The sequence below is a fragment of the uncultured Polaribacter sp. genome, from assembly GCF_947497125.1.
Classification (GTDB): domain Bacteria; phylum Bacteroidota; class Bacteroidia; order Flavobacteriales; family Flavobacteriaceae; genus Polaribacter.
The window spans coordinates 603,594-626,144 of the sequence record NZ_CANMFI010000001.1 but is presented as its reverse complement, the minus strand read 5'-3'; the positions used below and the strand labels follow the sequence as shown (position 1 = coordinate 626,144).

The window sequence follows — 22,551 nt, the reverse complement described above, 5'->3', positions numbered from 1 at the left end:
TAAATTTATAAAAAGTTATGGCAAGTATTAAAAACTTAAAAAAAGATATCAATTACGTTTTAGGAGATGTTATTGAATACGCATTAGATGTTTCAATTTTAAAAAATGTTCCTAAAAAGGGAGATGCAATTATTGATGAGGCAATCGAAACTTTCGACACTTTAGTATCAAAAATTAATGATAAAAAAGTAGAAAATAAAAAAGCGCATTTTAAAGCAATTAACCAAGATTTAGAAGTTAAAGCAAAAGCTTTAGTAGAAAAAATTAACGGTTTATAGTTTTAATAAAACTTTAAGTAAAATTTAAGACCATCATTTTTATAAATGATGGTCTTTTTGTTAAATTTGGTATAAATACTAAAAGACATTAGTTAACGTTTTAATTGTATAATTTAATTTTTATAATAATGGCAAGAGCAATGTTTGAGTACACCAAAACCATATTAAAAAAAGTAAGTTTTAATTCAGATTTGTTTTGTAAAGAATTAGAAAAAGCTTTAAATAGATTGTTACCCTATGAAATAGATGAGTTGACAATTTGGTTAAAACAATTCACATCCAATAAACCAGAATTATATTCTTGTTTAGCATTAATTAAATAAAAAAAAGGAAGCTTTATAGCTTCCTTTTTTTTCTGTATTTATGCATTAGTTTCCTGCCAAACTCCATTTCTGAAAACTGCAGTTGAATAATTTTAGGGTAAGAAATTATTTTTTTTATTTTAAATACAAACAAAGTTTCTATTTCTAATATTTTTTTGTCGGTACTTAATTTTAAATTAACCAATCTTTCGGCTACTTCATCAGAAACATGCTCTAGTGTGTTTGCGTCATTTAATACTTTTTTTGTTTGCGCTCTTAACTCGCTTTTTAGCAATTGTTTTTCTTTATCAAAAGAATTGTAAATAGGCCAAAATTTTTCAGCTTCTTTAGTAGTAAGATTTAGCTGTTCTGTTAAATAAGCTATTTTTAGCGTTCTTATTTTTTCTCTACTTTCTTTTTTATCTTGAGCATTAACAATGCTTATGCTAAATAAATAAATGCTTAAAATTAAAGTTATATTTTTCATTGTGTTACTTTATTCGTTTAAGATAGAAGTTAATTCTCGATCAGTAAGATAATCTTCAATATTACTGTCGTCTATGTTAGCAAAAGAAAAATCAATATCTTTAATAATATCATTTTCTAAAATAGCTGTAATATCGTTATTTTCTAGACTATTAATATCTAGCCAATATTCGAAATCTGACTCAGATAAACTATCTAATGTAGTTTTAGAATTTGTGTTGTAATTTAAAGTGATAAAAAATAATACAGCTGCTGCAATACCCGATGCTATTCTTATAAATTGTTTATTTATAGAAACTACTTTTGTTTTTTTATTTGAATTAGAGGTGTTTTCTATAATTTTACTCTCTAGCTCAGAAAAGTAATTGTTAGAGACTTTAAATCCGTTTTCTTTAGGGAATTTAGAGGTACTTAAGTTTGTAAGGACAGTTTTTTCTAAAGTATCAAAATAATTATCAGAAACAGAAAAACCACTCTCTTTGTTTTGTAAAGAGAACATGTTAAGCTCGTTTTGTTTTTTATTTTTATTCATACTATTCTTAAGACTCTCTTTTTTAATAAAGGTTTAATGTTTTGTTTCTTTAATGTAGGTTTCTATTTTTTTTACTGCATGAAAATATGATGCTTTTAAGGCGCCAATAGAGGTGTCTAGTATTTCAGAGATATCTTTATACTTTAATTCATCAAAATACTTCATGTTAAAAACCAATTGCTGCTTTTGTGGTAAAGTAGCAATTGCTTTTTGTAATATTAATTGAATTTCATTACCGGTAAAAAGAGCATCGTGTTGAAGGTTAGAAACTAACTCTTGTTGATAATCTTCAATGTTAAGTGTGTTTTTTTTTGCTCTTTTATTGATAAAAGTAATCGATTCATTGGTGGCAATTCTGTACATCCAAGAAAATAATTTACTATCTTCTTTAAAAGTATCTATGTTTTTAAAAACTTTTATAAAGGTGTTTTGTAAAACATCATCTGTATCATCGTGATTGATTACAATTTTACGAATATGCCAATACAAACGCTCTTTATAGTCTGAAACAACTATTTTAAAAGCCTTGTTTTTAGTTTTACTGTTTTTTAATTGTTGTATTAAAAGTGCCTCTTCTACCAATTATTTTATATATACCAATTAGACACCTAAGAGGTAAAAAGGTTTAATTTATTTTTTAACTCTAGATCTAGAATATCCAAAAAGCCTTTTTTGCTTTATTGTATCAGCAATTCCCTCTGGTAGCATTTCTTCCCAGCCATTTTTACCATCTAAAATCATTTTTAGAACAGTTCTAGAAAAGATGTCAAGTATTTCTTTATCGCAATTATCGATGTTTACTAATTTACCATTATTTTTAAAGAACTTGTAAAGCTCTTTCATTCTTGGGTGAACTTTTAAATTTTCACTATCAATATAGGTGTCTGTTTTAGCATCATGATAAGGGTACATGTATACCTTTAAATCTCTGTAAAATAGTTTTCCGAAAGCCTCTAAGATACCACCACTTAAATTTCTGTAGTATTTTTCATCAAAAATTTGAATTAGATTTTGAGCACCCATTGTTAAGCCCATTCTTTCTTTGGTAAATTCACTAAAGTATTCTACCAATTTAAAGTATTGCTGGAAACTTGTAATCATTACATTTTGTCCTAAAGAACATAGTAATTCTGCTCTGTCTAAGAAATCACGTTCATTAATTTTACCTTCAGAAGTAAGGTTGCTAAGTGTAATTTCAAAAATTATTTGTGTTTTGCTTTCTTCAACTTTATTTTCTGCTAAAAATAATTTTTTAGATTTTTCGTACATATCCATGTTTACCTTAGTAACAGGTCTAAAGCTACCACGTAAAGCTAATATGTTTTTCTTGTATAGCACTTGAGCCGGCAATAAGTTATTACCATCAGGGCCAAACATAACTGCATTTGTCATTCCGTTTTTAAGTAATTGAAGACTCATCAATCGGTTGTCTACATACATAAAACGTGGTCCAGAGAAATTAATCATATCTATTTCTAGTTGATCGCTTCCAAGATTGTCGTAAAAAGATTTTACTAAGTCTTTAGGGTTGTCATTCAAGTAAAAAGCACCGTAAATTAAATTAACACCCAATATACCAAGTGTTTCTTGTTGTAAACGAGCATCTGTTTCTTTAAAACGTAAGTGTAAAATTATTTCATTATAGCCTTCTAATGGATCTAGTTGAAAACGAATACCCACCCAACCATGACCTTTAAATTTTTTTGCAAAATCTATGGTTGTTACTGTGTTAGCGTAACTAAAAAACAATTTGTCTGGGTGTTTTTGACGGCTTAGACGATCTTCCATCAAATCTATTTCATGGCCTAGCATTCTCTGCAAACGAGGCTGAGTTACGTAGCGTTTGTCTTCTTCCATGCCGTAAATAGCATCAGAAAAATCTTTATCATAAGCACTCATTGCTTTTGCAATTGTACCAGAAGCTGCACCCGATCTAAAAAAGTTACGAGCCGTTTCTTGCCCTGCGCCAATTTCTGCAAATGTACCGTAGATGTCAGTATTTAAATTAATTCTTAAAGCTTTACTTTTAGTAGTAGGAACACTACTAATTTCTTGGTCTCCTTTTAAAGAAATTGCCATACAATGCTATTTTAAATTATAAAACAAATGTACTAAAATAGACGGCTATCAGTCAATTATTTATCTTATTTTTGTGCCAATGAATGTTAAAAAACAACAAATAACGGTTACTTTTTTAGGTACAGGTACTTCTCATGGAGTGCCAATGATTGCTAGTAAAGATCCTGTTTGTTTGTCTAAAGACATGAAAGATAAACGGTTAAGGTCATCAATTCTGGTTTCTTGGGGCGATGTTAGCTACACTGTAGATTGTGGTTTAGATTTTAGGCAACAAATGTTGCGAGAAAATGTAACATCTTTACAGGGAGTTTTTTTTACACACGAACATGCAGATCATATTGGTGGTTTAGATGATTTAAGACCATTTTGTTATCAGATAGGAGAGATGCCTATTTATTTAAATGAAAGAACTTTAACTAGTTTAGAGAAAAGGTACGAGTATATTTTTACCAAAGAAAATAAATATCCAGGAGCGCCAACTGTGTTGCCTGTTTTAGTAAATAATTCTTCTTTTAATTTAGCAGGATTAAAGGTTACTCCGATAAATGTTTTACATGGTACATTGCCAATTATGGCTTATAGATTTGGAGATTTAGCATACCTAACCGATGTTAAATATGTGTCTTATGAAGAGCGAAAAAAGTTACAAAATTTAGATGTTTTAATTGTAAACGCACTAAGAATAGAAACGCATCCAACACATTTTAATTTAGAGGAAGCTTTGCAGTTTGTTAAAGAGATAAACCCCAAAAAGGCCTATTTTACTCACATAAGTCATAAATTAGGTTTTCATAAAGAAATATCTAAAATACTACCCAAAAATGTCTTTTTAGCGTTTGATGGATTAAAAATTACCCTTTAGATTTTTAGAAACTCTTTTTTAGTGTATATTTGTTTAAACCACTTATTTTTAAGTGCCTAAAAAAAAAGAATTAAGAAAATAAAATACCCAATTTTAGTATCAATGGAAAAAAATATACAAAAAGAAGCGCCAGTAGTCGAAAATAATAAAATTGACGATAGAATTGCTGCCGTTAGAGATTTGATATTTGGTGAAAACATGCAGCAATATTCTACTGAATTTGCAGATGTTTACGATAAAATTAAATCCCTCGAAAATCAAACAGAAAAAAATCTTTCTGAAGCAGTTTCTAATATAGAAGCGAAGTTAGCAGATTTAGAAAGTTTAATGGATCATAAGTTTCAAGACTTAACAGATGATTTTGAGAAGAAACTGGCAGATTTAGATGATGAAAAAGCCGATAGAAAAAAATTAGGAAAAGCCCTAGAGAAAATTGCATTGATGTTGCAAGAATAGATGAAGAAAACACCTGCAGATAACAATATAGACAATCGTTTTGAGTTGCTCAGAGAGCTTTTACTGGCCGAAGATAGAGATAAGTTTGAGTCTCTTAGTAATGAGATTATTCTACAAGAAAAACTTTCAAAAAGAGTTTCTCCTTTAATAGATGAGAAAATTTTAGATCTTCGTAATAAGTTTCCAGAATACTTTGGAGACACCATAACAGAAACCATTAAAGTTCAAATTAGAGACTCGCAAGACGAAGTAGTAGAAGCCTTGTACCCAATTATGGGTAAAATGGTTAAAAAATTTATTGTTTCTGAAATTACTAAACTTTCTGATTCTATTAACAAAACAATCAAAGAAAAGTTTTCTGTAAAAGAGATTTTAAAAAGATTTTTTAAGGGTAAATCTAGTAATGCAAGTGCTGTTTTAGAAGAGGTTTTTGAATGTGTTTTAGAAGAAGTTTTTGTTATCGAAAAAGATTCTGGCTTACTTTCGGGTAGTTATTCTAGAGGTAATATTGCAGATAAAGATATGGTTTCTGGTATGTTAACTGCTATAAAATCTTTTGCCGAAGACGCTTTTCAAAAAGAAGGGCAAGATTTAGAAAACATTAAATTTGAAACTTTTCAGCTCTCTATTAAAAATTTTAAAACCATTTATATTGCTATTGCAACTTCTGGAGTATTTAACCAAGAAGCTGCAGAAAAAATTTCTGATGACATAAATAATCTAGCAGAAATAATTTTAAGAGACCGTTCTTATCTAACGGATGAAGATCGATTGAATGAGCAAATAATTAAACAACTAGTCATACAGAGTTAATCGTTGTAAATATGGTGGCAAAAAAAGTATTACTTGTTGGTAATTTTGGAGTAGGAAAAACATCTTTAATAAGAAGGTTTGTTTTAAATGAGTTTTCAGAAGATTATATTAGCACAATAGGTGTTCGTGTAAGTAAAAAAATAGTTGCTTACAAAAACGAAACTATAAAATTAATGATTTGGGATGTTGCGGGTACTTCTGGTAATGAAAAAATACCTAAAGCGTACTTTCTTGGTGCTCATGCTGCTATGTTTGTTTTTGATGTTTCTAGAGAGGAAACTTACGAGGATATTGATCAAAAACTGCAAGTGATTAGAGACTTATCTAACTTAAAAAATATTACAGTAGTAGGTAATAAAAAAGATTTGTTAGCACCAGAAGAGGTAACTGCTCTAAAAGATAAAATTCCTATAAATATAGATCTAATTACAAGTGCAAAAGAGAACGATAATGTAGAGGATGCTTTTATGCAACTCACGGCACAAACTTTAAATTTATAATAAAGTGACTCCCTCGAAAATAGAAGATTCTTTCATACAGCTAACAACCAATTATTCTGGTGTAATACAGCGTTGTGTTGCGGGTAATTTTAGTAAAAAAGCTTTTTTATTTAATACCACTATTTTTAATGTTTGTCCTTTTTTAGAAGGTACTTTAGAGGCTTTAGTGTTAAATGAGTCTTTTTTGTTAGAGGGTATGGTAATAGTATCTGAAGGGCAAGAGTTTAATGTAGATTTAGAGATTTTTAAACATCAGAAGTATATTGATGTATTGATTCATAATAGAACGAATGTTTATAAATATTTAGAGCAATTAAACCAAAATAGGAATGATATTTTTTTAATCAAAAGAGAAATTGATGAAAAAAATAAGCAACTAGCCAACCTGCGTAAAATTGCAGATCAAGCTAATGAAGAGAAATCTCGTTTTTTGGCAATGATGAGCCATGAAATTAGAAATCCATTAAATTCTATTATTGGTTATGCCGAGATGATTTCGTCAGAAAATATTAATAGTCAAGTTGCTCAATATGTAAAGAATTTAACTTCAGCTGGTAAAAATTTAACGGTTATTGTTGATGATATTTTAGATTTATCTCGTATAGAAGCTGGTAAGTTAGAGTTGGTTTCTAAGAAAATATCGATTACGGATATTTTACAAAACTTAAAGAACGATTATAAACAACTAAATTTAAATGATCAGGTTTCTTTAGATTTTTTATGCTCTAAAGAGATTCCGGAAATACTGTTAGGAGATCCAGTAAGATTCTATCAAATAGTGTCTAATTTAATTAGTAATGCGTTAAAATTTACAAATAGAGGTAGTGTTTTAGTTTCTGTTAAGTTACAAAGTGAGTCTAAAAATAAGGCAATATTAATTTTAGAAGTTGCAGATACTGGCAGAGGGATGTCTGAGGCGCAAAGTGAAAAAATATTTAACGAATACGAGCAGAATGAGTTAAATGATAATAGAGTTCATGGTGGTTCTGGTTTAGGTTTGGCAATTGTTAAACGACTTGTAAATGCAATGAACGGAACTATAAAAGTTGAAAGTAAGTTAGATGTTGGTTCTCGTTTTTTTGTAGAAATTCCTTTTGATAAAGTGATAGCGCATAAAAAAGTAGCTACAAATACTTCGTTAGAACTTAAAGATGTTTTAAAAGGTAAAAAAATACTAGTTGCAGATGATGATGTTTTAAATCAAACCATAGCGGCACATATCTTAAAAAAAGAAAATGTTTCTATTACTATTGTAAATGATGGATTGGAAGCACTCTCTAAAATTGAAAATGAAAGTTTTGATGTAATTCTGCTAGATATTAATATGCCAAACATGACTGGTGATGAGTTGATAAAGCACAAAAAATCTTTTGTAGCGTATAATTTAAACACACCTTTTTTGGCATTAACAGCAAATACGGCTCCCAGAGATGTCGATAGATATTTGCAATTGGGTTTTTTAGGAGTTATTTCTAAACCCTTTACAGTTAAAAACTTTATAGAAAAAATAACCGCTGTAATTTAATTTTTTTGGCTGATAAAGAAAAAATAAGATGGCCTACCAAAAAGGTAATGAGTCAGATTTATGAAATGGGTTTTTGGGGTAAAAAACCTTCTTCAAAATTTTATTCTGGCGATGGTTCTCATCTTTCATATATAACTGAGCCATATTTAAAAGCAGTTACTTCGTTTTTAAAATCATTTAAAACCCCGTTATCTATTTGTGATTTAGGTTGTGGAGATTTTAATATAGGAAAAGAGTTTGTGCCTTTCTCTAATAAATATATAGGCATTGATATTGTTCAGTCTTTAATAGATTACAATACCGTAAATTTTATGTATCCCAACTTAGAATTTAGGTGTTTAGATATTTCTAAAGATGTTTTGCCGCAAGCAGATTGTGCAATTCTTAGGCAGGTGTTACAACATTTATCTAATAAAGAGATTGTAAATGTTCTTAAAAAGCTGTCTAAATATAAGTATGTTATACTAACGGAGCACTTGCCTGTTGGTAATTTTATACCAAACAAAGATGTTATTACTAGCTTAGGGATTCGGCTTAAAAAACAAAGTGGTGTTGTTATTTCATTACCACCATTTAATTTTAAAATTGTTTCAGAAAAACAGTTAAGTAGTGTGTTTTTAGAGGATAATAAAGGTGTAATTGTAACTACTTTATATAAAACGCGGTAACTTTTTTAGTACCAACGCTTCTTTTTCTTTTTTGAAGCTTCAGATTTTCTTCCTTTTTTATTTTTACTGATGGTATTAGGTTGTTTTTTAGTGTGTTTTGGTTTAGAGATTAAATACGGATGATCATCTATAATTTTAATCTTTTTTTCAATTAAAGCTTCTATGCTTTTTATGTAGCTATTTTCGTCTGGCGAGCAAAAAGAAAAAGCAATACCAGATTTACCAGCTCTACCACTTCGTCCTATTCTGTGAACATATGTTTCTGGAATATTAGGAATGTCAAAATTAATAATTGCATCTACATTAACAATGTCTATACCTCTTGCAGCAACATCTGTTGCTATTAAAATATTCGCTTTTTTATTTTTAAAATCTTCAATTGCTTTGTTTCTAATTACTTGCGTTTTATCGCCATGAATACTAGCAACTTTATATCCGTTTTTAATTAAAGATTCTTCTAGTTTGTCTACACCAAATTTAGTGCGTCTAAAAATAATAATTTTGCCATTTATAGTATTTCTAAGTAAGTGCAAACAAAGGTCTGTTTTGTTTTTCTTAGGAAGATAGTACAATAGTTGCCCAATATTTTTGGCGGTAGTTTCATCTGGGTTTATTTCTACCTTGATAGGGTTTTTAAAAGTGGTTTTTGCTAATTCGTCTATTTTTTCTGGAATTGTTGCCGAAAAAAGTAGGGTTTGTTTTTTTTTCGGGCATAGTTTTTCAATTTTTTTTACATCTGTAATAAAACCCATATCCAACATTAAATCGGCTTCATCAAGAACAAAAAAATCAATAGTACTTAAATCTACATTTCCTTGTAATTGAAGGTCTATCAATCTTCCGGGAGTTGCTATTAAAACATCAACACCATTGGCTAGTATTTCTTTTTGTGGCTCTAAAGAGACACCTCCAAAAATTGCTGTAGCGCTAATATCTGTGTATTTGCCGTAGCTTTTAAAATTTTCTAAAATTTGTATTGCTAGTTCTCTGGTTGGAGTAACAATTAATGCTTTTATTTTTTTTACGTCATTACTTGCAGTAGTTTTTTCATGTAAAAGATGAAGAATTGGTAGTGCAAATGCAGCTGTTTTTCCTGTCCCTGTTTGTGCTGAAACAATAACGTTTTTTTTTGCTAAAATAAGCGGAATTGCCTTTTGCTGAACTAAAGTAGCGGTATGAAATCTTTCTTCTGAAATTGCTTTTAACAAAGAAGCATGTAAAGGTAGTTCTGAAAACTGCATGTAGTATATTTTTTACAAAGGTAGTTTAATTGTAGCGATAGGTGTTAATTTAACTAGTATTTAAGCTAGTTTTGTGTAGGATTTAAAGTTGTTCTTCAATCCATTTTTTTAAACTGAAAAAATTCTGAGGTGCAACACCATGTCCAACAGGATATTCAGAATAAACATTATTTAAGTGTAAGTTATCTAAAAACGGTTTACTATTTCTAGCCCATTCTACGGGTAAAACTTGATCTACAGTTCCGTGAGAGCAGTAGTAGTTGGTTGTAATTTCTTTAGAAATTGTAGTCGGTAGTAAATCTGTATTAATGTAGCCGCTTAAAGCTAAAATGTGTTGTACTTTATTTGGGTAAAAAAAGCTTAAAGAGTAGCTAAGTATTGCTCCTTGACTAAAACCTAGAGTAAAGGTTTTTAGTGGATTTGTATTGTATTTGTTTTTTATAAAATCAATAAAAACAGCAATTTTATCAATAGACTCTTTGGCTTGTTTAAGGTCTGAAAACTTACCGTTTATTTCATCGAAATTAATTGAATACCAAGCATAACTTCCTGCGCCCATAGAAAGCGGAGCTTGAGCACTTACTATTAAAAGTTCGTCTGGTAATTCATCAGCAAAAGAAAATAAATCTTGTTCATTGCTTCCGTATCCATGAAGAAGAATTAGTAACGGCGGATTTTCGGTTGTTTTTTTAGGCTCTCTTAAAACGTAGTTTAAATTACTCATCAATAAGTTGTGGTTTAATTGATATTTCTAAATAACTCTTGAAACTTATCACCTATAAAAGGAATTACTTTTTCTTGTCCTTTAACAGCTCCAACGAACCCTATAATCCATGAAATAAAAAGACCGATTGCAATAATTACAGCAGCTATATCGCTAATATATGCTTTAATAAAGTATTGATTTATAAGGCCTAAAATAACAAGTCCCATCATTTGTCTGATATGAAATGCCGCAAAAGAATTCTTTTTACTACTATTCATTAAAAGAGCTAAGATTGTACCTATAATTGTAATATAACTTATAATTGCGGTAGTTTTGCCTTCGTTAACTGTATTTTCTTTCATGCTATTCGTTTAAAATTAATTGATTGTTAGCAAAAATTCCATATGCCTTACCGGTTAGTTTCTTGTTGATAAAAGCACTGTTTTTAGAGGTTGATAATATAGCTTTTTCTGTAAAAGTATAATCAATGCTTGGGTTAAAAAGAGATAAATCTGCTACATTATTTTCTGTAATTGATGTTTCTTTTAAACCAAAGATGGCTCTAGGTTTGCTTGTGATGCTTTCTATAAAATCATCAAGGTTAATTACGGTATTTATTGCGCCAAAAGCACTTTCTAGCCCAATTGTACCGTCTAATGCCTCGTTAAAAGCAACCTTTTTATGTTCTATGTCAATTGGGTTGTGATCTGATGTGATGATATCGATAACCCCGTTTTTAACTCCTTTTTGAAGGCTTTTTATATCAGTTTTTGTTCTTAAAGGAGGTGTTACTTTAAAGTTGCTGTCAAATTGATGTAACTCATCATCGGTAAGAAAAAGGTGATGTGCAGCAACACTGCAAGTAACGTTTAATCCTTTCTTTTTTGCATCTGCAATTAAAGATACAGATTTTTGTGTGCTAATAGTGGGTATGTGTAGTTTGCCACCAGTGTATTCTAGTAAAAATAAATCTCTAGCAATTTGTATGTGTTCTGCTAAAGAAGGGGTTCCTTTAAGTCCTAATTTAGTACTATTTATTCCTTCATTTGCATTACCGTCTCTAGAAATGGCGTTATTTTTTGGAAAGCTAACAATAAGTCCCTCAAAGTTTTGGGCATACAAAAGAGCAATTTTCATTAAATTATCATTCTCTATCGGGGCGTTGTAATCACTAAAAGCGATGGCGCCAGATTGTTGCATGTCATATAACTCTGCCATGTCTACTCCTTTGCTTTGTTTGGTTAACGCGCCAATTGGGTAAAGTTTTGTTGCAGAGCCTACAGCTTTATTTATTAAAAATTCTACGGAAGATTTATTATCAATAATAGGAGCAGTGTTTGCGTTTACAGCTACTGCCGTAAAGCCACTTTTTGCAGCGGTGTTTAAACCGTTTTTAATGGTTTCTCTGTCTTCAAAACCAGGTTCACCAAAAGAAACGCTTGTATCAAACCAACCACAAGAAACATGAAGGTTTTCTTTTTTTACAACAGTATAATTATTCTCTGCTTTAATTGTATTAGCAATATTTTTAATAATACCATCTACAATTAGAATGTCTTTTTTTTGATGATGATAAGGGTTTGAAGGATCTATAATCGTTGCCGATTTTAAAAGCGTTGTCATGTTGTTTAGAATTTTAATATAAAAATACCTAATAACAAAGATACAATTGCCAACTGTAAAAACCATTTCTAAAGTGAACGAACTTTTACTTTTTTTAATTTCCTTAAAATAATAAGGAATTAGATGTTGTTTTTAAATCATTAATATGTCTATAAATGGTAATTGTTAGAGGTGTCTGTTTCTAGTTAAAAACACTTTTTAGTTACTTGATTATTTAGTCTTGTTTAATAAAAATGTCGCTATAAGTTTTTGTTTAGTTTTGTTGGTTTGGTGTTTTTTTTAAAGAAAATAGGAGGTAGGTAGCTGTTTTTTATTTTCTTCTGAAGATGTTTTTTTTTGAAGTTTGATGAAATTAAATCTAAGATTTCGATGGGGTTTAAGTTTGTTTTATTGTGCAGGTTTTATTAAAGTTTAAAAACGTAATTTTATCTATAAATTTATTTAAAATACGTGTAAAAGCAACTGTTACATTTGTAAATTATTTTTTATAAATAATTATATGTCAATATTTTGAAATTACTTATTTAAAGCTTTTAATTAGTTTTTTTTATTTTTGTTATTTTGACTTAATTTTTGAAATTTTCTAGAATTATCTACGTTGAATTCTCAATAAAAATATAGTATTCAGTAGTTTGTTTGATTTTTAGACTGTTTTTATTTTTCAGTAAAACAACTTAAACATTAGAAAAGTAGATTTATTATTTTTGTTTTTAATTTGATGTAATAAAATAATTTTTAAAAAATAGTTGTTCTTTTTTTTGTAAAAGTATCGCTATAAGTTTTTTTGATTTTTTGTTGTTTAATAATTTGTTTTTTTAATTTGAATGATAGTTTTAAAAACAAAATATGTTAAAAAATAACTACTTAAAATTTTTCAAAAACACCTAATCCAAAAAGTGCAAAATCATATTTTACAGGATCATTTTTATCTAATTTTCGTAAATTTGTATCTAGTTCAGAAAGTGCTTTCCAGTCGTTTTGTTTTCTCAAAAGCAGTTTTAGTTTTCTGGCTACATTGCCAGAATGCACATCTAACGGGCAAGATAAGTTAGCGGCTTGGTGTGTTTTCCAAATTCCGAAGTCTACACCAGTTTTATTGTCTCTTACCATCCAACGTAAAAACATATTAATCCTTTTTGCTGCAGAATTTTTTAAAGGATCAGAAATATGTTTTTGAGTTCTTTGTTGGTGGTTGATTTCAAAAAAAACATCTTTTAAAGAGTGAATAGCGTTTTTGTAGGTAGTTTCTTTGTTTTTTACCTGCAATACTTCTTCTAAGCCTTCGTAATTGTTATAGATGTGTTTTAATGATCTTACAAATTGCTTAAAATCTAATGCATTAAAAGTACGATGTACAAAGCCGTCAAAACAATCTAAGTCTTTTTCTTGATGATTTTTGATAAAATCGAAAGGCGAATTATCTAAAAGGGTCATCATTTTTGTTGCATTTTTAATAATCATGGTTCTGTTGCCCCAAGATATGGTAGCTGTTAAAAACGCAGCAATTTCAATGTCTTCTTTTCTTTGAAATAGATGTGGAATTTGTATCGGGTCAGATTCAATAAATTGAGGGTTGTTATACAAAACTACCTTTTCATCCAAAAACTCTTTCAATTCGCTTCTTTTCATGTTTTTAGAACGCTTTAAGTTTTATTGATCTATTTTGCCATCAATCATAATTAATTTTCTATCTGCCATTTCTGCTAATTCTTCATTGTGTGTTATAATTACAAATGTTTGTCCGAATTTATCCCTTAGTTTAAAAAATAATTCATGTAATTTCTTTGCAGACTCGCTATCTAAATTACCACTTGGCTCGTCTGCTAAAATAACAGAAGGGTTGTTAATTAGGGCTCTAGCAACAGCTACTCTTTGTTGCTCGCCACCAGAAAGTTCATTTGGTTTATGATGAATTCTATCAGATAAGCCTAAAAAATTAAGCAGTTCTTTTGCTTTTAATTCGGTTTCTTTTTTGTCTTTCTTTGCTATAAAAGCTGGTATACAAACATTTTCTATGGCAGAAAACTCTGGTAATAGTTGATGAAATTGAAAAATAAAGCCAATGTGTTTGTTTCTAAAAGCAGAAAGTTCTTTGTCAGTTAAGCTTTTTAGAGAAGTGTTGTTGATAGTTAATTGAAAATCATCTTTCTTTTCAGCACTATCTAAAGTTCCTAATATTTGAAGTAAGGTAGTTTTACCAGCGCCTGAAGGACCAACAATTGCTACAATTTCACTCTTTTTTATTGAGATATCAACACCTTTTAATACTTTTAAAGTGCTATAATATTTGTGAATATTTTTGCCTACAATCATGCTATTTTATTTACTACGAATGTATTAAAAAGATATCAAAATCTTAAAGTATTATAAGTGAACCTATTTTGTTTTAAGTAATTTTTTTGTAAGTTCTTGATGATAGCAATTAAAATATGCGTTTAATTTTCTCATAGTCAATAAAATATACGAGCCTTACAGAAAAGGTGTGTCTTTGAGATTGTTCAAATAAATTGTCTAAATTTTTAAAAAAGTTTAGCTTGGCATTATTGTCTTCGTTAAAAATAGCGTTTCTGTAAAAAGCAATTAATTGGCTACCAGGTGCAAATTGCCAGATGTAGTTTAAGTCTAAATTCCAACTATTAAAATTTACATCATCACCGTTATAGTTGTCGGTGTTTTCTAGCTCGCCTTTAGAATTAAGAACTGCAAATTTAGTATATGCTACAGATTCCCAATAATGTCTAAAGCTCAATGAGAGTGATGAATTTGTGCTAAAACTATATTTTCCTGAAACTGTGTTTATGTAGTTTTTACGATCTCTTACACCAAATATTATTTGGTTGTCAACTTCGTCTACATATCCTTGGTCGCTATCTGTCTTATTAAAGTTTAATTGGTATCTTAAAGAAAATTTATTTGTAAATCTATACCTTGGTGCCATGCTTATACCAAAGTCATTTTTAGCATTATTAAGGTAGTTAGATGAATATATATTTGCATTTAATTCGGTTTTTTTCTGCGAATTTGTAGAGATATAGATATTGGCATTGATGCTTGTTGGTTGTAAAAAATAGACGCCACTTGTTGTGCCTTGTCTTGGTTCGAAAAAGTCTTTTTCTTTAGAGTTGAAATTTAAGTTAGTGCTATAGTAAAATCTTTTTCTGGTTTGTGCATTGTAATTTAAACCAGCATTATAACCTGTATATACCCCAGAATAATGTTGGTAGTTTAATTGGTTGTAAAAATTGATACTATGGTGATTAAATTTTTTTGTTGGTTGTAAAGTTCTCCATCCTGCGCTACCGTAAATCGTTTGTTGATTGTTGCTAAAAAGTATTCCTAAATCATTTGGGTTAAAACCTTTGTTTTCAAAACTGTAGCCAATTTCCCAATTCCAATGACCAGAATCATATCCAAAACTATTATCAAAGGTATACCCAGTGTTGGGGTTGTTTATGTCATCAGATATAGTACTCATTTTCACAGATCCATCGGCATTGTATTTACTGTTTTTAGTTTCTATATGCCAATCTAAAGCGGTAACATTAGCATCTCTAAAATTGCCATTTCTAGTAACATTGGTGTTGATTAAAGTTACTGTTGAGTTCTGATTAAATTGTTGGTCTAACACAAGAATATTGTAATTAGTAAACGGATCAATTACTTCTTTTCTTTCTTCTTGGGTGTTGTTATTTTTTATTGTTGCTGATGTTTTTTCTGTAATCGCATTAAAAAAACCAATCCCTAAGCCTTTTTTTGTTCTGCCAGAAATTTTTACGGCATTAATCATATTTACCTTGTTAGGGTAATTGGTTATTTCTTCATCAGAATTTAAGGAATTGCCAACATCAAACTGATCTATTGGTGCACTGCCAATTCTTCTAGAATAAAATAAATTTCCTTTGTTAAAAAGTTCTGTTCCTTCAGAAAAAAATTGTCTTTGTTCTGTAAATTGTTGCTCGAATGGCCCAAGGTTTAGTACAACATCATCAAAGCCAACTTGGCTAAAATCTGGTATTAAGGTAGCGTCTAATGTAAAATTTTCTGTGATGCCGTATTTAATATCCATTCCAACACTCCAATCAGAGCTTGTTATGCCTTCAAAACTATTTGTTGTTGCAGATGCATATGGGTATAAATTTAATCTTACAGGGGGTTTTATGTCTTTAAATCCGGTAACTAATCCGTCATACTGTGTCCATCGTCCAACAGTATTGTCAACATGCGTCCAAGTATGTTGTTCGTTTAATTTTTCTAGGCGTCTATGAAAATTAAATCCCCATGATTGTACAGGGCTATTAGCAAATCTCAAGGCTCTGTATGGTATTTTTATTTCTACATTCCACCCTTTTTGGTCTATTGTTACAGCGCTGTCCCAGACAGCACTCCAATCAAAATCTTCATTTCCGTTAGATACTTTAGCATCTGCTTGGTTTCCGGTTGCTTGAACAATAAATTCAAACGGATTTTGGCCATCATCATTTGGGTTTATCGTAATCAAAAAGAAATCTGCAATACTAAAATTATCTCTGGTAGAAAATTCTTTAGGAATATTTTCTGGATCAGGATCGTTCATTTGAGCAGCAATATAAATTGCAGTATCATCATATAAAACACTAACTTTTGTTTGATATTTATCATCAACAACCTTACCGTTTGCAGGTCTAAAAACTATAAAATTTGTGCATTTTTCAGCATTCTCCCAAATAGTTTCATTTAAAATTCCGTCAATTTTCGGGGCCTCAGTTATCCTTGTAGTTTTAATGCTTTTACGAAGTTTTTTTTCTTGAGCAGCTATGCATAAAGTTGCAAAGAAGACAATTAGAACTATTTTTTTTTGAAGCATACATTTTTTGTTTTTGATTTTAAAGCTCTTCTTAAGTCGTAGTTAAGGGTTTTAAAAAGTCATGCTTATTCTTTAGACACGCAAATTAGTAATTTGTTACAATTTTCATTTACTTTATTTTACTTTTTATCAATTAAAAATAATATTTATTTTTTTATTAAAAGTATGCAACATTTTATGATTGAATTTGTATTTTTGTCAACGTTTTAAACATTAACAGATGAATTTACACGAATATCAAGGAAAAGAAATTTTAAGCAGTTTTGGCGTTAGAATACAACGCGGAATAGTAGCAAACACTCCAGCAGAAGCAGTAGATGTAGCAAAAAAGCTTACAGAAGAAACGGGTACAGGTTGGCACGTAATAAAAGCACAAGTACACGCCGGTGGACGTGGTAAAGGTGGTGGCGTTAAGTTGGCTAAAAATTTAGAAGAAGTAAAAACTATTTCTGATGATATTTTAGGAATGATGTTAGTAACACCACAAACATCTGCAGAAGGAAAATTAGTGAATCAAGTTTTAATTTGTGAAGACGTTTATTATCCTGGTGATGAAGAGCCAGACGAATATTATATGTCTGTGTTATTAAACAGAGCTACTGGTAAAAACATGATTATGTATTCTACCGAAGGTGGTATGGATATTGAAACAGTTGCTGAAGAAACTCCTCATTTAATTTTTACAGAAGAAATAGATCCTTTATTAGGTATCATGCCTTTTCAAGCACGTAAAGTTGCTTTTAATCTAGGTTTGTCTGGTGTTGCATTTAAAGAAATGACAAAATTTGTTACTGCTTTATATACTGCATACATTAAGTCAGATTCTGCTATGTTTGAAATTAACCCAGTATTAAAAACATCAGATGCAAAGATAATGGCTGTTGATGCTAAGGTATCTTTAGATGAAAATGCATTGTACAGACATAAAGATTACGCAGCAATGCGAGATTTAAGAGAAGAGAACCCAATTGAAGTAGAGGCAAAAGCAGCTGGTTTAAATTATGTAGATTTAGACGGTAACGTTGGATGTATGGTGAACGGAGCTGGTTTAGCAATGGGAACTATGGATTTAATTAAAGAATCTGGTGGAGAGCCTGCAAACTTTTTAGACGTTGGTGGTACTGCAGATGCAGCAAGAGTAGAGACTGCTTTTGGTATTATTTTAAAAGACCCTAATGTAAAGGCTATTTTAGTAAATATTTTTGGTGGTATTGTACGTTGTGATCGAGTAGCGCAAGGTGTTGTTGATGCTTACAAGAGTATGGGAGATAAAATTACGGTGCCAATTATTTGTAGATTACAAGGTACCAATGCTGTTGAAGCAAAACAATTGATAGACAATTCTGGAATGGAAATTATTTCTGCTACAGAATTTCAAGAAGCTGCTGATAAAGTGGCGGAAGTTTTAGGAGCTTAGTCTTTTTAAAATTTTAATATAATAAGCCTCACAATTTGTGGGGCTTTTTCTTTTTAAAAAATAAACTAAAGGTGTTTTTTAGTAATTTATAAAATTCAGAATATTAAATTGGTTTTTACAACAAAAAACAAGGCTTTCACAACAAAATAATATTAAGAAATAAAATTTATATTAAATTAATTAAAATTAAATAGTCGAAATTTATATTGAAAAATAACTTCAATTTTTAATTAAAAATAAATATGAAATTATATGTAACTTTATTTTTAACTATTTTTTTTCTAATATTCCCTTCAAATATACATGGGCAATCTAGCAAACAAAAAAATAGCTTATTAGAGCAGTTAAGTCTTGTTAAAATTGATACTCAAAAAGTAGATATCTATACCCAATTAGGTTATGAGTATAGTAAAGTTAATATAGATACTGCTTTTTATTTTGCAAATAAGGGGTTAGATCTATCCGTAGAAAATAAGTTTAATAAAGGCATAGCTACTTCATACAGGTTAATTGGGGTATTATATTATCTTAAGGATGAATATGAAAAAGCTAGATATTATATAGATGAGTCTAGAAAAATAAGAGAGCAATTACAAGATTTAAAGGGTGTTGGTAATTGTTTTATGATCATTGCTTTAATTGATGGTAAGTTGGGTAATTACCATAAAGCATTAGACTCTCATTTTAATACATTACAAATTTTTACTAAAATAAATAATTTAGAAGGCATTGCAACTACTAATAATAATATTGCAATAGTCTACAAAGAAATGAAAAATTATACCAAAGCTATTTCTTACCTAGAAAGTGCTTTAAAGTATAATTTAGAAAATAATAGAAAGAAAGCTGTAGCAAATGCATATCTTAATTTAGGGGTGTGTTATAACCTTATAAAAAAATTTGATTCATCTAAATCTTACTTTACTAAATCTCTTAATGTATTTTCTGAATTAAATGATAAGCTTGGTGTTTCTAAATGTTATGTAAATATGGGCACCATGTATCTAGATCAAAAACTTTATGACAAAGCCATTGAACATTATAATAAAGGACTAGTACTAAAAAAACAAATTAAAAAAAGAGAGGGCATTGCAGACTGTTACTTGTTTTTAAGTGAAGCCTATTCAATGATGAATAATCATGATATGTCTTTGGTTTATGCAAAAAAAGGATACCAGTTAGCGATAGAATTAAAAAGAAAAGATAGAATTCAACTAGGAGCAGAATATTTAGCTAAATCATTTTCACAAAAAGGGAATTATAAAGAGGCTTATAATTATCATGTTTTATTCAAAAATTTAAATGATTCATTATTTAATCAAGATAAACTAAAAAAAATTACTGCCTTAGAATTGCAATATAAGTTTGATGCAGAAAGAGATAAGTTAGCGTTAATGCAGCAAAATAAAGATGCCATTGTAGTAGAAAAAATAAAGAAACAAGAAATTGTTCGTAACCTATTTTTGATAGGGTTTATTTTAATGATCTTTTTGGCCATATCATTTTATAGAAGTTTTATCATTAAAAGAAAAGCAAACGGATTACTAACTTTACAGAAGAAAGAAATTGAAGAAAAAAACATTGTAATCGAAGAGAGTTTAGATCAGCAAAAAACATTACTCAATGAGTTGCATCATAGGGTAAAAAACAATTTACAAACAATAATAAGTCTGTTAAATTTACAAGAAAGAAGTATGATTCATCCAGAGGCAAAAGAAACTATAAAAACTTCTATGGATAGAATTAAAGTATTTGCCCAAATACATCATCAATTATTTAAAAACGATGATTTATCTAAAATTAAATTGAATGAATATGTTAAAAATATTACCACTAATTTACATTTAGTAAATAATGTAAAAAATAACACAAAATTAGAACTGATTATTGATGAAAATCTTGAATCTAACATAGATAGTTCTATAACATTGGGCTTAATTATAAACGAATTAATGACCAATTCTTTTAAACATATGCGTGCTGTAGAAAAACAGAATTTTATAGCTATAAGTTTAACAAAAAAAGCCGGTGTTTTTAAATTTGAGTATAAAGATAATGGTGCTAGTTTTGATGTTAACAAGTTGCTTTTAGCTAAAAATAAAAGTTTAGGTGTGCAGCTGGTAAAAAGATTAGTAAATCAACTTGGCAGTGAAATTACTTTTGATACATCTAACGGAATGAGCGCTTACTTTGAATTTGAGTTGGATATTTAGAGTGATATTTTACTTATATTTTTTCTTTTAAAACAGCTATTTCATCACGCAATTTAGCAGCAACAATAAAATCTAATCCTTTGGCGGCAGTTTCCATTTGTTTTCGTTTTTCTCGAATGCGTTTTTCAATTTCTTCTTTTGGTAAATATTGTAACTCTTGTTCTGCAGCTTTTTGAGTGGCATTGTCATAATGGTAACTAGAAACCGCAGATTTTGTTAACGTATCTTCAATTTTTTTATTGATTTGGGTAGGAGTGATGCCGTTTTTGGTGTTGTGTAAAATTTGTTTTTCTCTACGTCTGTCAGTTTCATCTATGGTTTGTTGCATACTTTTGGTAACTTTATCAGCATACATAATTGCCAATCCGTTAACATTTCTTGCAGCTCTACCAATTGTTTGTGTTAATGATCTGTGAGATCTTAAAAAACCTTCTTTATCAGCATCTAAAATAGCAACCAGAGATACTTCTGGTAAATCTAAACCTTCTCTTAAAAGGTTTACACCAATTAAAACATCAAACAAACCTTTACGCAAATCTTGCATTATTTCTACACGTTCTAGCGTATCAACATCAGAATGTATGTATCGACATCTAATAGCTACTCTTGTTAAGTATTTAGTTAGCTCTTCTGCCATTCTTTTGGTTAGTGTGGTGGCTAAAGTACGTTCATCTTTTTCTACTCTTATTTGTATTTCTTCAATTAAATCATCAATCTGATTTAAACTAGGTCTAACCTCAATAATTGGGTCTAATAGGCCAGTTGGTCTAATTACTTGCTCTACAAATAGGCCTTCTGTTTTTTCAAGCTCATAATCTGCAGGAGTTGCAGATACGTATATTGTCTGGTTCTGTATAGTTTCAAACTCTTCAAACTTTAAAGGACGATTGTCCATTGCAGCAGGCAATCTAAATCCATATTCTACCAAGTTTTCTTTTCTACTTCTATCGCCACCATACATTGCATGTGTTTGCGGTATAGTTACGTGACTCTCATCGATAACCATTAAATAATCTTCCGGAAAATAGTCTAATAAACAGAAGGGTCTGGTACCAGGTTCTCTACCATCTAAATAACGAGAGTAGTTTTCTATACCAGAGCAGTATCCCAATTCTCGTATCATTTCTAAGTCAAATTCGGTTCTTTCTTTTAGTCGTTTTGCCTCAAGATGTTTGCCAATTTCATTAAAATAATCTACCTGTTTTACCATATCTTCTTGTATTTGATGAATGGCATTTTGTAGCACGTCTGGCGATGTTACAAACAAGTTTGCTGGGTATATTGTAAGTTCTTCAAAGCGTTCTAAAACAGTATTGCTTTCTAAATCAAAAGACTCTATTTCTTCAATTTCATCGCCAAAAAAATGGACTCTATAGCCATTATCTCCGTAGGATGGATAAATGGTAATTACATCTCCTTTTACTTTAAAGGTTCCGCTTTTAATTTCGTGTTCTGTTCTAGAGTACAAGCTGGTTACAAGCAAATGTAGAAATTTTGTTCTAGCTATTTGCTGGTTTACTTTAATAGGGATAACGTTTTTCTTAAATTCAGTTGGATTCCCAATTCCGTATAAACAAGATACAGAGGCAACAACAAGAACATCTCTTCTGCCCGATAGTAACGATGAGGTAGTGCTTAAACGCAATCGTTCTATGTCTTCATTTATAGATAAATCTTTTTCAATATAAGTACCTGTTACTGGTATGTATGCTTCTGGCTGATAATAATCGTAATAAGAAACAAAATACTCTACAGCATTTTCTGGAAAAAATTGTTTAAATTCAGAGTATAATTGAGCAGCAAGCGTTTTGTTGTGTGCTAAAATTAATGTTGGTTTTTTTACTTCTTTGATAACATTTGCAACCGTAAACGTTTTACCAGAACCTGTTACACCTAATAAAGTTTGATGCTTTTCGCCATCAATAATACTTTGTGTTAGTTCTTTTATTGCTTGTGGTTGATCTCCGGTAGGAGAGAAGTCTGATACCAAATTAAATTCCATATTGC

Annotated in this window: 22 protein-coding genes; 10 read left to right on the top strand and 12 right to left on the bottom strand. The window is 29.8% G+C overall.

Features of this window, described 5'->3' with window-relative positions; translation table 11 throughout:
- The first annotated feature begins 17 nt into the window (after window positions 1–17).
- Window positions 18–278, top strand: a complete 261-nt coding sequence (locus Q0678_RS02815) for a hypothetical protein (RefSeq protein ID WP_299053547.1) — start codon at window positions 18–20, stop codon at window positions 276–278.
- Window positions 279–406: 128 nt separating this feature from the next.
- Entirely contained in the window at window positions 407–601 is a 195-nt protein-coding gene (locus tag Q0678_RS02810; RefSeq protein ID WP_299053544.1) for a hypothetical protein, read from the top strand.
- 13 nt (window positions 602–614) lie between these two features.
- On the opposite strand, the gene Q0678_RS02805 is transcribed toward Q0678_RS02810, so the two are convergent.
- The 4 genes from Q0678_RS02805 to Q0678_RS02790 are packed head-to-tail and all read right to left on the bottom strand — an operon-like array spanning window position 615 to window position 3,677.
- Window positions 615–1,067, bottom strand: a complete 453-nt coding sequence (locus Q0678_RS02805) for a sensor of ECF-type sigma factor (RefSeq protein WP_299053542.1) — start codon at window positions 1,065–1,067, stop codon at window positions 615–617.
- Window positions 1,068–1,076: 9 nt separating this feature from the next.
- Window positions 1,077–1,598 (bottom strand): hypothetical protein, encoded by a 522-nt coding sequence (locus tag Q0678_RS02800; RefSeq protein ID WP_299053539.1) that lies wholly within the window; start codon window positions 1,596–1,598, stop codon window positions 1,077–1,079.
- A gap of 33 nt (window positions 1,599–1,631) precedes the next feature.
- Window positions 1,632–2,180 (bottom strand): RNA polymerase sigma factor, encoded by a 549-nt coding sequence (locus Q0678_RS02795; RefSeq protein ID WP_299053536.1) that lies wholly within the window; start codon window positions 2,178–2,180, stop codon window positions 1,632–1,634.
- 48 nt (window positions 2,181–2,228) lie between these two features.
- Window positions 2,229–3,677, bottom strand: coding sequence for a TonB-dependent receptor (locus Q0678_RS02790; RefSeq protein ID WP_299053534.1), 1,449 nt, complete (start codon window positions 3,675–3,677; stop codon window positions 2,229–2,231).
- 79 nt (window positions 3,678–3,756) lie between these two features.
- On the opposite strand from Q0678_RS02790, the gene Q0678_RS02785 reads away from it, so the two are divergent.
- The 6 genes from Q0678_RS02785 to Q0678_RS02760 all read left to right on the top strand — a co-directional run bounded on the left by Q0678_RS02785 (window position 3,757) and on the right by Q0678_RS02760 (window position 8,501).
- Window positions 3,757–4,539: an MBL fold metallo-hydrolase gene (locus tag Q0678_RS02785; RefSeq protein WP_299053532.1), complete on the top strand. Its 783-nt coding sequence runs from the start codon at window positions 3,757–3,759 to the stop codon at window positions 4,537–4,539.
- A 102-nt stretch (window positions 4,540–4,641) separates the two neighbouring features.
- Entirely contained in the window at window positions 4,642–4,995 is a 354-nt protein-coding gene (locus Q0678_RS02780; RefSeq protein ID WP_299053530.1) for a hypothetical protein, read from the top strand.
- Window positions 4,996–5,808 (top strand): cell envelope biogenesis protein OmpA, encoded by an 813-nt coding sequence (locus Q0678_RS02775; protein ID WP_299053528.1) that lies wholly within the window; start codon window positions 4,996–4,998, stop codon window positions 5,806–5,808.
- A 14-nt stretch (window positions 5,809–5,822) separates the two neighbouring features.
- On the top strand, window positions 5,823–6,308 hold the full coding sequence (locus Q0678_RS02770; protein WP_299053525.1) for a Rab family GTPase: 486 nt from the start codon (window positions 5,823–5,825) through the stop codon (window positions 6,306–6,308).
- Window positions 6,309–6,312: 4 nt separating this feature from the next.
- Window positions 6,313–7,833 carry an ATP-binding protein gene (locus Q0678_RS02765; protein WP_299053522.1) on the top strand — a complete coding sequence of 507 codons (1,521 nt, stop codon included), beginning with the start codon at window positions 6,313–6,315 and terminating at the stop codon, window positions 7,831–7,833.
- Between the two features lie 47 nt (window positions 7,834–7,880).
- Window positions 7,881–8,501: a class I SAM-dependent methyltransferase gene (locus Q0678_RS02760; RefSeq protein ID WP_299053520.1), complete on the top strand. Its 621-nt coding sequence runs from the start codon at window positions 7,881–7,883 to the stop codon at window positions 8,499–8,501.
- Window positions 8,502–8,506: 5 nt separating this feature from the next.
- Here the strand turns inward: Q0678_RS02760 and Q0678_RS02755 are convergent, their stop codons facing one another.
- The 7 genes from Q0678_RS02755 to Q0678_RS02725 form a co-directional block, all read right to left on the bottom strand.
- Window positions 8,507–9,742, bottom strand: coding sequence for a DEAD/DEAH box helicase (locus Q0678_RS02755; RefSeq protein WP_299053517.1), 1,236 nt, complete (start codon window positions 9,740–9,742; stop codon window positions 8,507–8,509).
- Between the two features lie 82 nt (window positions 9,743–9,824).
- Entirely contained in the window at window positions 9,825–10,466 is a 642-nt protein-coding gene (locus Q0678_RS02750; protein ID WP_299053514.1) for an alpha/beta hydrolase-fold protein, read from the bottom strand.
- Between the two features lie 14 nt (window positions 10,467–10,480).
- Window positions 10,481–10,810 carry a hypothetical protein gene (locus Q0678_RS02745; RefSeq protein WP_299053511.1) on the bottom strand — a complete coding sequence of 110 codons (330 nt, stop codon included), beginning with the start codon at window positions 10,808–10,810 and terminating at the stop codon, window positions 10,481–10,483.
- A gap of 1 nt (window position 10,811) precedes the next feature.
- The gene (locus tag Q0678_RS02740; RefSeq protein ID WP_299053509.1) at window positions 10,812–12,071 is read right to left on the bottom strand and encodes a dihydroorotase family protein; all 1,260 of its coding nucleotides are present in this window, start codon (window positions 12,069–12,071) and stop codon (window positions 10,812–10,814) included.
- Between the two features lie 864 nt (window positions 12,072–12,935).
- Entirely contained in the window at window positions 12,936–13,700 is a 765-nt protein-coding gene (locus Q0678_RS02735) for a TIGR02757 family protein (protein ID WP_299053507.1), read from the bottom strand.
- Window positions 13,701–13,721: 21 nt separating this feature from the next.
- Window positions 13,722–14,384 (bottom strand): ABC transporter ATP-binding protein, encoded by a 663-nt coding sequence (locus Q0678_RS02730; RefSeq protein ID WP_299053504.1) that lies wholly within the window; start codon window positions 14,382–14,384, stop codon window positions 13,722–13,724.
- 109 nt (window positions 14,385–14,493) lie between these two features.
- Window positions 14,494–16,914 carry a DUF5916 domain-containing protein gene (locus Q0678_RS02725; RefSeq protein ID WP_299053501.1) on the bottom strand — a complete coding sequence of 807 codons (2,421 nt, stop codon included), beginning with the start codon at window positions 16,912–16,914 and terminating at the stop codon, window positions 14,494–14,496.
- Between the two features lie 220 nt (window positions 16,915–17,134).
- Here Q0678_RS02725 and sucC point away from each other — a divergent pair, with 220 nt between their 5' ends.
- Both sucC and Q0678_RS02715 read left to right on the top strand, forming a co-directional pair.
- Entirely contained in the window at window positions 17,135–18,331 is a 1,197-nt protein-coding gene (sucC, locus tag Q0678_RS02720; protein WP_299053499.1) for an ADP-forming succinate--CoA ligase subunit beta, read from the top strand.
- 242 nt (window positions 18,332–18,573) lie between these two features.
- Window positions 18,574–20,544: a tetratricopeptide repeat protein gene (locus tag Q0678_RS02715; RefSeq protein ID WP_299053497.1), complete on the top strand. Its 1,971-nt coding sequence runs from the start codon at window positions 18,574–18,576 to the stop codon at window positions 20,542–20,544.
- 13 nt (window positions 20,545–20,557) lie between these two features.
- Here Q0678_RS02715 and uvrB read toward each other — a convergent pair whose 3' ends face one another.
- Window positions 20,558–22,546 carry an excinuclease ABC subunit UvrB gene (gene uvrB / locus Q0678_RS02710; RefSeq protein ID WP_299053495.1) on the bottom strand — a complete coding sequence of 663 codons (1,989 nt, stop codon included), beginning with the start codon at window positions 22,544–22,546 and terminating at the stop codon, window positions 20,558–20,560.
- Between the last annotated feature and the right edge of the window lie 5 nt (window positions 22,547–22,551).